Genomic DNA, 14,586 nt, shown 5'->3' with positions numbered 1-14,586 from the left:
GCCTTCTTTATTCCCTTCAAGATGTTACCCATTCTCCGGCCGCGACAAATTCACTGGCTGCTGGCTCAGCGTCGGTGCCGCTCAGGTTAAATACCGCCACCACGCCGGAAAGATATTCAGCCTGTCCCGCCAGCGCATCGGTGGCGGTGGCGGCTTCTTCAACCAGCGCGGCGTTTTGCTGCGTGACCTGATCCATCTGGCTGACGGCCTGGGCGACTTGCTCAATCCCACGGCGCTGTTCATCTGACGCCGAGGCAATTTCGCCCATAATGTCGTTCACCTGCGTGACCGAACGGACAATCTCAGCCATGGTTGTTGCCGCCGTATCGACCAGCTTCGACCCCTGCTGTACGCGGTCAACGGACTCTTCGATTAACACTTTGATCTCTTTGGCCGCCTGCGCGCTGCGGCTGGCCAGGTTGCGAACTTCCCCGGCAACCACCGCAAAACCACGCCCCTGCTCCCCGGCGCGCGCCGCTTCCACCGCCGCGTTCAGCGCGAGAATATTGGTCTGGAACGCAATACCGTCGATCACGCTAGTAATATCGCTAATTTTCTGCGAGCTGCCGGCAATGTCGCGCATGGTGTTTGCCACATTCGCTGCCTGCTGCCCGCCCTGTTTCGCGGTATCGGCCGCGCTGCGGGAAAGCTGTGCCGCCTGGCGGGCGTTATCGGCGTTCTGCCCGACTGTAGCCGTGAGCTGCTCCATGCTGGCCGCCGTTTCGGCCAGGGAAGCCGCCTGCTGCTCGGTACGTGCAGACAGGTCGCTGTTGCCCGCGGCAATCTCACCGATACCGGCGTGCATGGAGCGGGTGCCGCTGCGCACCTGACTGACCGTCTCTTTTAACGCCGTCTGCATGTTTTTCAGGCTGGCGAATATCTCCGAGATTTCATTGCGCCCGAAGACAGAAATGGGCTTTGCCAGATCCCCGGCGGCGATGCTGTCAAAGTGGCTACGGACAATCGCCAGCGGCTGCACAATCATCTTGCGCGACCAGGCCAGGGAGCCAAGCAACAGCACCACGGCGATGATCGTCACCACGGTGAAAATCACCGCAGAGATATGGTAATTTTTCTGGCTGTCGCCGCTCGCGGTTTGCACAATCTGATTAATGCTCTGCTGCCAGGCATTGAAGTTCGCATCAAAAACGCCCTGCGATTTCTGTACCGGCGCGGTCATAAAGTCAGAAAGCTGATTGTTCTCGAGCCACGTTGCCTGATGCTGGAGATCGTCTCTGAACGCCGCATAGCTCTCTTTCGTCGACGCCAGCATTGTCTCGGCTTCCCCCCCTTTCTGCGGGATCTCGAGAAACTGGTTAAACAGCATATCCGCCTGCTTCAGGCTGCTGCGGGCATCCGCCATCAGCCGTTTGATATCGTCCGGTGGATAGCTGAGCGCCGTCAGCGTGCCCGCCCGGTTTAAGGCATTGCTGGCCTGCAGTAACGCGGCCCGGCTTTGGGTTAACGCATCGCGCTGCTGATTGCTAACCTCAACCCTTTTCAGGTTCTGGAAATCGTCACGAAAAGCCCAAAAAGACAACCCATTACTGCCAATCTGCAAAACGCCGCAGACAATCAAAATCAGGAAAAGCGTGGTCGAGATCCGGATACGGTTTAACATCAAAGCTTCCCTCTGCCGGCCAGCAGGCCGGTATTCATCTGATCAGAAAGTTTCCCAGTTATCGTCATCCCCGGCCCGGGCCGGAGTACGCGGGGCGTGAACCACAGGGCTTTGCGCTACCGGCGCGGCCGCTGCAGGTTTTTTACTACCCGCATTCCCTTGCAAACGGAACGTCGCGACCGATTGAGTCAGGCGGCTGGCCTGCTCCTCCAGCGCGGCGGCCGCGGCAGCAGACTCTTCCACCAGCGAGGCGTTCTGCTGCGTCACTCTGTCCATCTCAGACACGGCCAGGGCGACCTGATCGATACCCCGGCTTTGCTCGTCAGAAGCGGAGGCGATTTCGCCCATGATGTCCGTGACCCGCGTCACCGCGTTCACGATGTCGCTCATGGTTTCCCCTGCGCTTTCCACCAGCACGGATCCCGTGTCCACGCGTGAAACGGAATCTTCAATCAGCAACTTAATTTCTTTCGCCGCCTGGGCGCTGCGGCTGGCTAAATTACGCACTTCTCCCGCGACGACCGCAAAACCACGACCCTGCTCACCGGCACGCGCGGCCTCTACCGCCGCGTTCAGCGCCAGAATGTTGGTCTGGAAAGCAATCCCATCAATTACGCTAATGATGTCGGCAATTTTCTTGGAGGCCCCTGCGATGTCATGCATGGTTTTCACCACGCCATCCACAACCTTGCCGCCGCGCTGCGCGGTTTCGGACGCATTCAGCGCCAGCTGAGAAGCCTGACGCGCGTTTTCGGCGTTCTGTTTAACGGTGGCGGTGAGTTGCTCCATACTGGCGGCAGTTTCTTCCAGGGATGCCGCCTGTTGCTCGGTGCGGGAGGAAAGATCGTTGTTGCCTGCGGCAATTTCGGTGGTGCCGCTGTAAATCGCATCCGACCCTTCGCGCACGCTGCTGACCGTGGTAATCAGCTCCTGCTGCATGTGCTGTACGCTGGAGGCAAGCTGGGTCAGCTCGTTTTTCCCTTCAACGGAAATTTTTTCCGTCAGGTTTCCGGCCGCAATCTCGCGGATATGGCCAATCACCACGTTCAGCGGCTTAAGCAGGATCTGGCGCATACCGACCCAGACCAGCAAAATGACGGCAGCCAGCGCCAGGGCTAAAATGCCAAGCTGCCAGATGGCAAAGGTATAGCCGTCGCGGCTGTCGACGTACGAGGCTTCGTACATGCGATCGTTCAGCGCCAGGTAGCCGTCGTAGGCTTTTTCCAGCGCATTCTGCATGCCCTGGGTCGACTGACCGAAATAGGCATCCATGTTGCCGCTTTCCAGGTAGCCAATCAGCTCCGCCAGCGCCTGATGGTAGGTCTGATAATCACCGTCGATATCTTTCACCACGGTGTTCATTTCTGGGGAAATGGGCGCAACCTGTTTAAAGTTGTTGTAATGCTGCTCCGCGCTGGTAAGGGATTTCTTCGCATTGTTCAGCAGATCGGTTTTGGCTGCGCTCTGGCTATTGGCCGGATCCATCATCATGCGTGCGGCTGAGCGGCTAAGGTTAATGCGCGTGTGCAACATCAGGATCCATGCCTGATTTAATTCGGCCTGCTGCACCCGCAGTTCGCGGGAGATTTTGGAGTTATCATTGTTGTTTTTTAACGAATTAAAGAACATTCCACCGGAAATGATTTGCAGCAGCGCGAACACCACCAGCACCATCATCAGCATGGTGACAACGCGAATACGCTTTAACATAGGACGCCCTTTTAACGACTTGTTCCCGAGGTTATCGGCACGGCACGCGGGAACTTTACGTTAAGTCACAGGGAAATTAACCGGTTGCGCCACGGCAACCGGCTCTGTGCTGGGGGAAGGCAACGATCAATAGGTTACGGTGATGGTCACCGTGTCGGCATAGTCATCCGGCGTGTAGTTGGTGCTGGGAATAGTGACATAGACCGGGAATTGCTGCGTCGCCCCGGTACCGGTGCTGGACGGCATGTTCTGCGCCGTGTTGCCCCATACCGCCCCGGATGTCCCGGTGGCTTGTCGTAGCTGATAAGGCACCTGGTCGGTGTTAGCGCCAGTCCCTTTTAGCGCCCCGGTGCCGCCCGTGTTGCCGTTCGATGGCGTCAGGCCCACGGTATAAAGCGTGCCGTTGGTGCAGGCAATACCGATAGTATTATTCGACGCCACGTTGCTTTGCATCGCCGCTACCTGCCCGAAGCTAACGTTATTGGCGTAGCTGACGTTGCACTGTTTGTTCACGGTGGCCACAACGTTAAAAGGAAAGTTTGCCGCCACGCCCGTGCCGCAGCTTGCGGGCGGCGCCAGCAGGCCGGTATTCATCGTGACCGTGGTCATGCCGCTGGTATAAATATCCTGATAGCTTCCCGGTGCAGCGGAAGTTTGCGGCAGCAACATTTGGGCATAGACCGTCAGGCTGCCGGTGACGGGCGTCAGGTTGAGTAAGTTGAGCTGCACCACCGGAAAAGTTGTTCCCGACTGGAACTGGCTCCCCCACGCCCCTCCGCTTAACGTGCCCTGATACAGCTCATAGCTCAGCGTACTGGCCGGCGGCCCGGCGAAAGACATTTTGTGGTTCCCTACCCCCGCGCCATCGATATTAAAACAAAGCGTTACCCCGGCCAGCAGATCGCCCAGCTGTTTGGTACAGCTGTAATCGAAGGTCATCGAAGTATTGGGCGTCCCCGCCGCCAGCGGGTTGATGGTGCCAAAATTAACGGTTTGCACGTTGCTCACCGAGCAAACGACCGCATGGCTAATCCCGGGGGAAAGCAGGAGCACCGCCAGCAGTAACAGTTGTTTCAATCTCATGCGGGTAACTCCTGTCTTAAAATGCCTCAGATACGCTATCGGCACACGATAGGCCCAATAGTCGGTACGCTTTTCTGATTCTCTGGATAGTCAAACTCAGCCACGCATAGGCCGCTTTCTGTTGTCACCCGGAGTTGATTGTGCAGCTCAAGCGCATCGAAATAGGTCATGCCATCAAACCCGACAACGCTGTTCTGCCCGGCGCCGGTCATCAACCTGACCGGGCTGCCTTCGGCGATGGCTTTACCTTTACCGTCAACCAGGCTTACCTGCGCGGCGCGAACCGGCTTGATATCAAAATTCACCAGCGTTCCGGAGCGATCGGCCGGGGTAGCATTCAGGCTGACGCTGCGGATCCGCATGTTAGCCGGCAGGTTCATCGGATCGATACTGATCAGGTTGTTCTGGTAGCTGTTGAGCGGTGTCACCAACAGCAGGCCGCTGCTGTCGCTGTTGCCCACCAGGTTATGCTGCAGCTTGACCGGCACGTCCGGAATACCGTCCGTCGAAACGACGGCAAAACCGTTGTTGATCTCCCGCGCGGCAAACACGCCGCCGCCCATCATCACCAGAGAACCCGTCGCGCCCGCATAGCCATAGTTATTATCAGGCACGCTGCGGTAGCCAGTGTATACGCGGCCATAGCGCCCCAGGTAACCCACCTCACCCTGGCCGGTTTGCTGCGAACTTTGCTGACTGGCGGCCACATTCCAGCCGATACCGCCTTCCGAAGGTGGGCTCTGGCTGGCATTAAGCTGGTAACCCATCTTGTCACCGGTGCGCTGCACGGTTGCCCCAGCCGTAAGGCTATTGCTGGTACTGACGGTCAGCATCAGGTAAACGCTGCGGTCTCGGGTGTTATCAATATTCTGGTTAACGCTGGCGCTTAAGGAGATGTTTTCCGTGATGGGTTTAAACCAGCTGGCGTTGGCGTAGCGAATAGCGCTTTGGTCAGGATAGCGAAACTGCAGGTAACTCAGACTCAGATTCCCCCCCACGCCAAAGTTATACCCCACCACAGCGCTGCCGCTGAAGGCCGGCGGTGGCGCACCATATCGCGTCGCCACATCGTGATAGTCGCCGGAGGTGGCCGTCGCGCTGGAACTAAAGTTGAAGCGCCCGCCGGACCAGCGGTAGCCGAGACTATACAAAAAGCCGTTCTCCCCGGCATCCGAGCTTGCCGCCAGCGCGGTTGAAATCGTTCCGGACTGGCTCCAGGGGATCCAGTCGCTGCCGAGCCCGCCGTTGACCAGACTGTCGCTGGCTTCCATATGGCCGCCGGCGGTCAGGCTGTTGCTGAACCCCCGCCGCCAGGTGCCGCTGATTGCCGGTTCGCTGGCGTAGTCGAAGGAGGAATAGCCGTAGTTTTTTCTGACGACGCCCAGCTCAAGCGACCAGTCCGTCAACCCTTCCCTCAGCAGAAGCTGATCGTTATAAAAAGAGAAGTTCTGCACGCTGGTTCTGCCCAGGGCATCGGTCATCATCACCTGAGCATTCCCTGCGCCGGTGATATTTGGCAGCGTATTTAGCTGGAAACTGCCCGCCGGAACCTCGCCGTTATAGTATTTAACCCCGTTGACATACAGCTCCACGCTGGAAGGCAGCGTTGCCGAGCCCAAAAACGCGGGCAGCGGGGTCGTCGGCATGTAAGGGTTAAGGCCAAAATCCGTCCCGATTTTCACCCCGGCGATACGGGTCTGCCGGGACCATGAAAGCGAACTGGTGAGCGTATCCCCGAGGGTTACCGCCAGCATTTTATCGGGAAAGGAGGAGCGCCAGCTGGTGTCCAGGCGGCTAAAAGACTGATTGTTATTCTGTGCCGTACTGTAGCGGGTAAGCTGGGTCGAGCTCAGCACGCCTGCCGAATTAAATGCCCGGAACTCACTGAAAGTGTTGAAGTTACTAGTCTTGCCGCTGTCACCGTAGAGGTCGTAATTCAGCAATGCCCCAAAGGCATTGGCGGCCTTCGGCGAGGAGATATCAGACTGATTGAGCTGGGTGGTTTTTAGATCTAACAGGCTCAGCGGCGCGGTCAACGCCAGGGTTTGTTGCTGGACGTTATAGTCCACCTTCACCTGAGCAATATCGTTCAGATAGAACGGCGGCTGGGCTTTTTCCGGCAGGCGAAATCCCAACTGACGCAGGGCCATTGCGTCGCCGTAGAGTTTTCCCTGCGCGTAGCCAAGATGAACCAGACCCACGGCATTCCCGTTCACCGTCGTGTCCAGATATAAATCCACGCCTACAGGCTGGGCTGTGTCATTGCTGGCCGCATTCTGAGGTAAGTCATTATTAGTATTTTGTGCTGCTGTCATGCCTGAAAAAAATAAACCATTAAGCAATACAATATTTACCAAAGAATATGGCCAGTCATAGATTTTGTTCTGTTTTTTGACCATTGATAGTGACTTCAACCTTTCCACTGTGATAAGCATCACTGGCAGACGAAGATATTATCCACCGCATAGTTGAACCGGGAAGAACATAACCTAACAGGCCTGAAGTAATCGTTTTTCGTGCACCATTAGCTGAAATAAACGTCATGGCAGAAAGCTGGGCGTGACTGTTTCCCTGATTACTCACATCAACAAACGTTTTGCCATCGGCTTGTACTAATGCCCATTTAAGTTTCACTGTATTTTCGGCCTGTCCGACAGGCTGCAAAAATACCGGCACGGAATAACGCATAACGAACTGGATGGTATTTTGCTGCAGTTTAGCGGGCGGCAGCTCATCAATAAACAAGCGATAGGCCTGCTCCACCTGATTGGTGGCAGGCGTCGTGCGGATCACGCGGACAAGCTGGCGCTCTCCGGCGGGTAGCGTCACGATAGGCGGGCTAATGACCAGCCCCTGAGAGGTTGACAGCCTGTCGGCATTGCCGCTTTGCTGCCAGTTAAAAACCCGGACCTGCGCGTTGAGCGGCGCTGTTCCTTCATTACTTAACCAGATACCGTCCGCATTTTGTGTGGCGCTCAACGTCAGGTTAACCGGCGATATCTGCAGGCCACCGGCTAGCGCATTTTGTCCCACGGCCAGCGCCAGCAACAGGCACGCGCAGGCCGGGCGTCCGCCTAATTTCATTTTCATCCGTTGTCCTGAAATCAGTAGTTAACGTTGACGGTCACCGTATCCGCATAGCTGTCTGGCGTGTAGTTGGCGCTCGCCGCTGTGGCATAAACCGTATACGTTATAGCCAGACCAGTGCCCACGCCCGCCACGCCGTTACCTACAGCCGTTGTAGTCGCGGTGTTACCCCAAACCGGCCCGGTAGCCGAGGTTTGGTTCAACTGATAAGGGACTTTGTCGGTGTTGGTTGCAGCGTTAAGCACGGATGACATTGCCCCCGAACCGGTGGTGGTTCCTCCGTTGGCCGCAGAAGGCGCAAGCCCGATAAAATAGGGCGTTGCCTTAGAGCAGTTAACGGTGAACGTATTACTTTGCGAGGTGTTTACTGCGCTGGCGGCAACCGACCCGAGGTTAATATTCGATCCCGTACCGGCCGTTACTGCACAGGACTTTGTAATCGTAATGAGGACCTGAAATGTACCGTTTGCCACCGCCGCATTAGCCGACGGTATAATCGCAAAGGCAGTACAAGAGAGAATTAAGCGTGCTGCAGTGGCTGAATTCATATCCTTACCCTCATTCAAATAATTCAATAATGCTTCGCGAATACACAACGAAGCGGTACGGGATGATTTAACGTAAGTCTACATTCCGCTTTAATAAATACTGCGGACACCATAACTTGTCGTTTATATAATTCGTCATGAAGCCAAATGGCTGACTATCTAGTACCGTTCATGCTGCAAAAAAATCATTTCGCCCACAAACAAACCCCAATCGCTCATTTATCAAGCAGGCAAAACCGTTTCCGATCGCAACCTTTATAGACCGTTCGGTAAGAAAAAAATCAGTACGTTACGCCATCACTTAGTTGAAATTTAGTTTAGAGAACGGGAAATAACCAGACCGCGTCAAAAAATTCATTCGCACGATGAATTGACACATTATTTCCAATAAAAACAATAAATTAACCAAGAAACATCCTACATCATTGCAAAGTGAAAAGAATATATCCGTTGTTTTGTGATGTCTATCACAAACAATATTTAAGTGCTGCTTAAATAACAATTAACAGAATTTATAAAAAAGAGTTGTATATCGGCGCAGTTTGATTCAATTTATGCTCCGCACATTTACGGCCCGGAAACAATAATTATATAGGGGTCAGTAAGTTACAAAAAAACACACATTAACTACAGTCAACTACGGGGTTACTAAGTCAGTGGCAAGTTCAAACAAACTCACGCTATTCATCATTCTGTTCATGATAGCGGGGATCTTCACCGGTGCGGCCATCCACGAATACGCCGCCGCCGACGTCATCAAAGGCTACGCCGATAACATCACGCTGTTTACCGATATCTTCCTGCGATTGATCAAAATGGTGATTGCACCGTTGGTCTTTAGCACCCTGACGGTCGGTATCATGAAGCTGGGCGAAACCTCCACCATTGGCCGCGTAGGCGGTAAGGCGATGGTCTGGTTTGTCTCTTCTTCCGTGCTGTCGATTCTGGTCGGCCTGTTTATTGTCACCCTGGAGCAACCGGGTGCGGGCATGAACCTGGAAGTCCCGGCCGAAGCCGTTCAGACCGGCCTGGCCGTCAGCGGGATGACGCTGAAAGCCTTTATTTCCCATACCATCCCAACCAGCATTGCGGGGGCGATGTCGGACAACGAAATCCTGCAGATTGTCGTGTTCTCGATGTTCTTTGGTATTGCCGGCGCGTCTTTGGGCGAGAAATTTAACGCCCCCCTGGTGAGCGCGCTGGACGTTGTCTCCCACATCATGCTGAAAGTGACCGGCTACGTAATGTACGTCGCGCCGCTGGCCATTTTCGCTGCGATCTCTTCGGTGATAGCGACCCAGGGTCTGGGCATTCTGCTCAACTACGCTTCGTTTATCGGCGGCTACTATGTGGCTATCGTGCTGACCTGCATCGTGCTGATTAGCGTCGGCTACATGGTGCTGAAGCGAGATGTGTTCCGCCTGCTGGCGATGCTGAAAGATCCTGTTCTGGTGGCCTTTACCACCAGCAGCTCTGAAGCGGCCTATCCGAAAACGCTGGATCAGCTTACCCGCTTTGGTTGCTCCCGTAACATCGCCTCGTTTGTGCTGCCAATCGGCTACTCCTTTAACCTGGTCGGGTCGATGGTTTACTGCTCCTTCGCCTCCATGTTTATTGCCCAGGCTTACAACGTGCATCTCTCCTTCTCTGAGATTGCCGTGCTGATGCTGACGCTGATGCTGGCGTCGAAAGGTATTGCCGGGGTGCCACGCTCTGCGCTGGTTGTGCTGGCGGCAACCATTCCAAGCTTCAATATTCCGGTAGCGGGTATCCTGCTGCTGATGGGCATTGACCACTTCCTGGATATGGGCCGCTCGGCCATCAACGTCCTGGGTAACGGTGTGGCAACCGCGATGCTGTCCAAGAACGAAGGCATGCTGGAAGATACCGGCACCGTGCCGGCGGAAGAAGTTCAGGCGTAAAAAAAGGGCTACCTTCGGGTAGCCCTTATCGGAGGTCGGCAACATCTGGCCAATGAAGCAATACCAGGTTCCGCCAATAAATAAACTGGAAAATCACTTTGTGATTTTCGGCTGATAACCACACAGAGGGGAAAACCACGCTTTTTCCCTCTTTGTAAAACAAAAAAGGGCTACCTTCGGGTAGCCCTTCTTCTTTCTTATCGCGTCAGTTAAGCGACCGCAGAATCCAGTAGTTCCATCTCTTCGCTGTTCAGCAGTTTTTCAATGTTCACCAGAATCAGCATACGCTCACCCAGCGCGCCCAGGCCCGTCAGGTATTCAGTCGACAGAGTGACCGCGAACTCAGGCGCAGGACGAATCTGATCCGCCGTCAGCGACAGCACATCGGACACGCCGTCCACCACAATCCCGACCACGCGTTTTTCCAGGTTCAGCACGATAACCACGGTATTGTCGTTATATTCCACGCCATCCTGTTCGAACTTCAGGCGCAGGTCGATAATCGGCACAATCACGCCGCGCAGGTTGGTAACACCTTTGATAAACGCAGGCGTGTTCGCGATGCGCGTCACCTGATCGTAACCGCGGATCTCCTGCACCTTCAGGATATCAATGCCGTACTCTTCAGCGCCGAGGGTGAACACCAGAAACTCCTGGCCTACGTTTTCCCCGGTCAGTTTTGTCACATTCGTTAGTGCAGTCATTTGCGTACCTATTCTTTTCAGCGGTTAATCAGGCGACGGTTAGCGCCAGACGTTGTTCACGGTTTAGCCCCTGCAGCGCAGAAACATCGACGATCAGCGCCACGCTGCCGTCACCCAAAATGGTGGCTGCAGAAATACCCGGCACCTTGCGGTAGTTGCTTTCAAGGTTTTTCACCACAACCTGATGCTGACCAATCAGCTGATCGACCAGCAGCGCATAACGGCGTCCGGCGCTTTGCAGGATCACTACGATGCCCTGCGTGGCTTCGGTTTTTGCACCCTGAACGTCAAAGACTTTCCACAGCTCCACCAGCGGCAGATATTCCCCACGCACTTCCAGAACGCGCTCGCCGCCCGCCAGCGGGTGCAGGTCTTCTTCCTGCGGCTGCAGAGATTCCATTACCGCGTTCAGCGGCAGGATAAAGACTTCGTCGCTAACCTTAACCGACATGCCATCGAGGATAGCGAGCGTCAGCGGCAGCAGAATGCGGATCGTCGTCCCTGCCCCGGCCTTCGACTGGATTTCAACGTGGCCGCCCATCTCCTGGATGTTACGTTTCACCACATCCATACCCACGCCACGGCCAGACACGTCGGTGACTTGTTCAGCGGTAGAGAAGCCCGGCGCGAAGATCAGCATTCCAACTTCGTCGTCGGTCATGCTTTCGCTGACCGGCATTCCCTGGGAAATGGCCTTCGCCAGAATGCGTTCGCGGTTAAGCCCAGCGCCGTCGTCGGTCACTTCGATACAGATATTGCCGCCCTGATGTTCCGCAGACAAAATCAGATTGCCGACTTCGGACTTGCCTGCCGCCCGGCGTTTCTCCGGTGACTCGATACCGTGGTCAAGACTGTTACGGACCAGGTGCGTTAACGGGTCGATAATACGCTCGATCAGGCTCTTATCCAGCTCTGTGGAGCTGCCCATCAGCGTCAGCTCCACCTGTTTGTTAAGTTTCCCGGCCAGATCGCGGACCAGACGCGGGAAGCGGCTGAAGACGTATTCCATCGGCATCATGCGGATAGACATCACCGATTCCTGGAGGTCGCGCGCGTTACGCTGCAGCTGCCCCATGCTGGTGATCAAATCCCCGTGGTTGACCGGGTCAAGTTCGTTAGAGCGCTGGGCCAGCATCGACTGGGTGATAACCAGTTCACCCACCAGGTTAATCAGCTGGTCAACTTTCTCTACCGCCACGCGGATGCTGGTCGATTCAGATGCACGAGCGGCAGGTTTATCGCGCTCAACGCGCCCTGTCGCTGGGGTTAACGGCTCAGGCAGGCCGGCTTTTTGCACGGCGACAGCCGTTTGAGCAGCAGCCTCAGGCACCGCCACCGAAGTGGTTTCTGCCACCGCCGGGGCGCTGGCTGCGGCAACCGGCACAAAGCTGATTTGTTCAGGCTCAATCACAAAGCAGAGTACGGCGGTAATATCATCTGCGCTGACGCTGGTTTCCATCGTGGCCGCCACTGAAGCGACGTCTTTAACCACATCGCTCAGGGTACCCAGGTTCCCCAGCTCTTCGAGCATCAGGTCACGTTCAGCCTCTTTCAGGCCATCAATCACCACGCGCAGCCTGCCGCCACTGTCGGCAGGCGCAGACGCTGGTGCAGACTGCTCGGTTTCCACCACAGAGAGTTTGGCCGGCGCCGAGGGTGCCTCGCCTTTGGCTTCCAGGGCCAGCTGACGCAGGGCTTTGCAGATGTAGTCGAAGCTAGCGGCATCCGGCTCTTCAGAGTTTTTATAGGCGTCCAGCTGTTCCTGCATAATATCCTTGGTTTCCAAAAACAGGTTGATGATATCGGTGTTGAGCTGCATCTCACCGCGCCGCGCTTCATCGAGCAGGTTCTCCATCAGGTGGGTCGTTTCCTGCAGGACAGAGAAGCCAAACGTACCGGCGCCACCCTTGATGGAGTGGGCCGCACGGAATATAGCGTTCAACTGTTCAGAATCCGGTGCCTCGGGCACCAAATCCAGGAGATGCTGCTCCATATCGGCCAACAGTTCGTCGGCTTCGTCAAAAAATGTCTGGTAAAAATCGCTAATATCCATGCTCACGCTATCACCTCGTGCCTGGTTGTGGCGCAACTGCGTTATTCGCCGGAGCCGCCGTAGGATCCTGCTGCAGAACGCTGAGAGGCTGGTTCTCGCTCTCGGAGTTCTCGTGCATGATGGCGTCTTCGGTCTGTTTATTAAGCACCAGCAAACTGATGCGACGGTTAATGGCGTCCCCGCCTCCGCGTTTGGAGAGGCTCATCTGTGAGGACATCCCGATGACGCGCAGCACTTTGCCGTCATCGAGGCCGCCGGCCACAAGTTCACGGCGGGAAGCATTCGCGCGGTCGGCGGAAAGCTCCCAGTTACTGTAGCCGCGCTCGCCGTTGGCATAAGGCAGGTCATCGGTATGACCGGACAGGCTGATCTTGTTAGGAATACCGTTCAGCACCGGGGCGATTTTGCGCAGAATGTCGCGCATGTAAGGCTCCACTTCCGCGCTGCCGTTTTTAAACATCGGCCGGTTCTGGCTGTCGATAATCTGAATACGCAGCCCTTCCTGCACCAGGTCGATTTGCAGATGCGGGCGAAGCGCACGCAGTTTAGGGTCGGACTCGATAAGCTGATCCAGATCGCCTTTAATGCGCTTCAGGCGGTTGGCTTCCATGCGCTTGCGCAGCTCTTCAATGTTGGGCTGCTTTTTCACTTCGCCCTGCTGCTGGGTGACGTCATCGCCCCCGCCCGGAATGGGGCTTTCGCTGTCGGCGATACGCTGGCCGCCGGTAATGGCCTGAGCCAGCGGAGTGCGGAAGTAGTCAGCAATCTGCGCCAGCTCTTTCGGGCTGGAGATGGAAATCAGCCACATGACCAGGAAGAAAGCCATCATCGCGGTCATAAAGTCTGCGTAGGCAATTTTCCAGGAGCCGTGGGCCGCCCCGCCGTGTCCCTTGTGCTTGCGGCGCTTTACGACAACGATGGGATGGGCCTGATTCTTCATACTTCTTCTTCCGTCGCACGCTGCGCGTTCGGAGAACGTACCGCTCTGACGTGCTCTTCCAGTTCAATGAACGATGGACGCTCGCTGGAGTAAAGCGTTTTACGGCCAAATTCAACCGCAATTGGCGGCGCATAACCGTTGAGGCTGGAGAGTAAAGTGACCTTCACACACTGCATCATTTTGGTGGTTTCAGCACTTTTTTGGCGCAGTACGCTCGCTAATGGGGAAATAAAACCGTAGGCCAGTAAAATACCGAGGAAAGTACCCACCATAGCGTGAGCAATTAATGCGCCTAATTCCGCAGCGGGACGGTCAGCGGATGCAAGAGCGTGCACAACCCCCATTACCGCAGCAACAATACCGAAGGCGGGTAATGAATCTCCCATTAGCGCAAGGCTGTTGGCCGGTATTTCCGCCTCGCTTTCATGGGTCTCGATTTCCTCATCCATCAGCGCTTCAATTTCGAATGTATTCATATTTCCGCTGATGATTAAACGCAAATAATCGACAATAAAATCAAGCATCATGGTGTCCGCTAAAATACGCGGATAGCTGGCGAAGATTTCGCTTTCTTTTGGGTTTTCAATGTCTCTTTCAAGTGAAAACATGCCCTGCTGACGCGACTTAGCCATCAGACGATAAAGCAATGCCATCAAATCCATATACATGCTTTTGGTATATTTTGACCGTCTGAAGAGCAGCGGCAGCGCTTTTAAGGTGCCCTTAATCGCCTTGCCGTTATTCCCTACGATAAACGCCCCAATACCCGCCCCACCAATGATCACAAATTCAGCAGGTTGATAAAGTGCGCCAAGGTGGCCGCCGGTCAACATGTAACCGCCGAACACTGTCCCTAAAACAACCAGGTAACCTATTAAAATCAGCACGAGATCATCCTTACGCCGTTGAGTGTAGCGA

At 55.3% G+C, this 14,586-nt stretch carries 11 protein-coding genes; 1 reads left to right on the top strand and 10 read right to left on the bottom strand.

Annotated features, from left to right (window positions below; translation table 11 throughout):
• Positions 1-16: 16 nt before the first annotated feature.
• The 6 genes from F3J29_RS04055 to F3J29_RS04030 form a co-directional block, all read right to left on the bottom strand.
• Positions 17-1,621, bottom strand: coding sequence for a methyl-accepting chemotaxis protein (locus tag F3J29_RS04055; protein ID WP_166863230.1), 1,605 nt, complete (start codon positions 1,619-1,621; stop codon positions 17-19).
• Between the two features lie 42 nt (positions 1,622-1,663).
• Positions 1,664-3,331 (bottom strand): methyl-accepting chemotaxis protein II, encoded by a 1,668-nt coding sequence (tar, locus tag F3J29_RS04050; protein ID WP_166863228.1) that lies wholly within the window; start codon positions 3,329-3,331, stop codon positions 1,664-1,666.
• Positions 3,332-3,457: 126 nt separating this feature from the next.
• A complete protein-coding gene (locus tag F3J29_RS04045) occupies positions 3,458-4,414 on the bottom strand; it encodes a Csu type fimbrial protein (protein WP_166863226.1) in 957 nt (318 codons plus the stop codon).
• Positions 4,415-4,449: 35 nt separating this feature from the next.
• Positions 4,450-6,729 (bottom strand): fimbria/pilus outer membrane usher protein, encoded by a 2,280-nt coding sequence (locus F3J29_RS04040; protein ID WP_166863225.1) that lies wholly within the window; start codon positions 6,727-6,729, stop codon positions 4,450-4,452.
• A 55-nt stretch (positions 6,730-6,784) separates the two neighbouring features.
• Positions 6,785-7,504 (bottom strand): fimbrial biogenesis chaperone, encoded by a 720-nt coding sequence (locus tag F3J29_RS04035; protein WP_166863222.1) that lies wholly within the window; start codon positions 7,502-7,504, stop codon positions 6,785-6,787.
• 14 nt (positions 7,505-7,518) lie between these two features.
• On the bottom strand, positions 7,519-8,049 hold the full coding sequence (locus F3J29_RS04030) for a Csu type fimbrial protein (protein ID WP_166863220.1): 531 nt from the start codon (positions 8,047-8,049) through the stop codon (positions 7,519-7,521).
• 656 nt (positions 8,050-8,705) lie between these two features.
• On the opposite strand from F3J29_RS04030, the gene F3J29_RS04025 reads away from it, so the two are divergent.
• A complete protein-coding gene (locus F3J29_RS04025; RefSeq protein WP_166863218.1) occupies positions 8,706-9,971 on the top strand; it encodes a dicarboxylate/amino acid:cation symporter in 1,266 nt (421 codons plus the stop codon).
• A 209-nt stretch (positions 9,972-10,180) separates the two neighbouring features.
• Here the strand turns inward: F3J29_RS04025 and cheW are convergent, their stop codons facing one another.
• From cheW to motA, 4 genes are read right to left on the bottom strand one after another with little or no spacing between them, the layout of a single operon-like run.
• Complete coding sequence (gene cheW / locus F3J29_RS04020; protein WP_008453882.1) at positions 10,181-10,675, bottom strand: chemotaxis protein CheW; 495 nt, start codon at positions 10,673-10,675, stop codon at positions 10,181-10,183.
• A 28-nt stretch (positions 10,676-10,703) separates the two neighbouring features.
• The gene (gene cheA / locus F3J29_RS04015; RefSeq protein ID WP_166864925.1) at positions 10,704-12,728 is read right to left on the bottom strand and encodes a chemotaxis protein CheA; all 2,025 of its coding nucleotides are present in this window, start codon (positions 12,726-12,728) and stop codon (positions 10,704-10,706) included.
• Between the two features lie 10 nt (positions 12,729-12,738).
• Entirely contained in the window at positions 12,739-13,668 is a 930-nt protein-coding gene (gene motB, locus F3J29_RS04010; protein ID WP_166863216.1) for a flagellar motor protein MotB, read from the bottom strand.
• Positions 13,665-14,555, bottom strand: a complete 891-nt coding sequence (gene motA / locus F3J29_RS04005) for a flagellar motor stator protein MotA (RefSeq protein WP_008453872.1) — start codon at positions 14,553-14,555, stop codon at positions 13,665-13,667. Before motA ends, motB begins: the two co-directional genes overlap by 4 nt.
• Between the last annotated feature and the right edge of the window lie 31 nt (positions 14,556-14,586).

The organism is Enterobacter sp. Cy-643, assembly GCF_011752815.1.
Classification (GTDB): domain Bacteria; phylum Pseudomonadota; class Gammaproteobacteria; order Enterobacterales; family Enterobacteriaceae; genus Cedecea.
Note: the sequence above shows the minus strand (reverse complement) of the source record. Positions and strands in the feature narration are given on the sequence as shown.

Excerpts from the sequence above, each read along its gene's own strand:
- F3J29_RS04055 (WP_166863230.1), bottom strand. The coding sequence starts at position 1,621 with ATGTTAAACCGTATCCGGATCTCGACCACGCTTTTCCTGATTTTGATT.
- tar (WP_166863228.1), bottom strand. The coding sequence starts at position 3,331 with ATGTTAAAGCGTATTCGCGTTGTCACCATGCTGATGATGGTGCTGGTG.
- F3J29_RS04045 (WP_166863226.1), bottom strand. The coding sequence starts at position 4,414 with ATGAGATTGAAACAACTGTTACTGCTGGCGGTGCTCCTGCTTTCCCCC.
- F3J29_RS04040 (WP_166863225.1), bottom strand. The coding sequence starts at position 6,729 with ATGACAGCAGCACAAAATACTAATAATGACTTACCTCAGAATGCGGCC.
- F3J29_RS04035 (WP_166863222.1), bottom strand. The coding sequence starts at position 7,504 with ATGAAAATGAAATTAGGCGGACGCCCGGCCTGCGCGTGCCTGTTGCTG.
- F3J29_RS04030 (WP_166863220.1), bottom strand. The coding sequence starts at position 8,049 with ATGAATTCAGCCACTGCAGCACGCTTAATTCTCTCTTGTACTGCCTTT.
- cheW (WP_008453882.1), bottom strand. The coding sequence starts at position 10,675 with ATGACTGCACTAACGAATGTGACAAAACTGACCGGGGAAAACGTAGGC.
- cheA (WP_166864925.1), bottom strand. The coding sequence starts at position 12,728 with ATGGATATTAGCGATTTTTACCAGACATTTTTTGACGAAGCCGACGAA.
- motB (WP_166863216.1), bottom strand. The coding sequence starts at position 13,668 with ATGAAGAATCAGGCCCATCCCATCGTTGTCGTAAAGCGCCGCAAGCAC.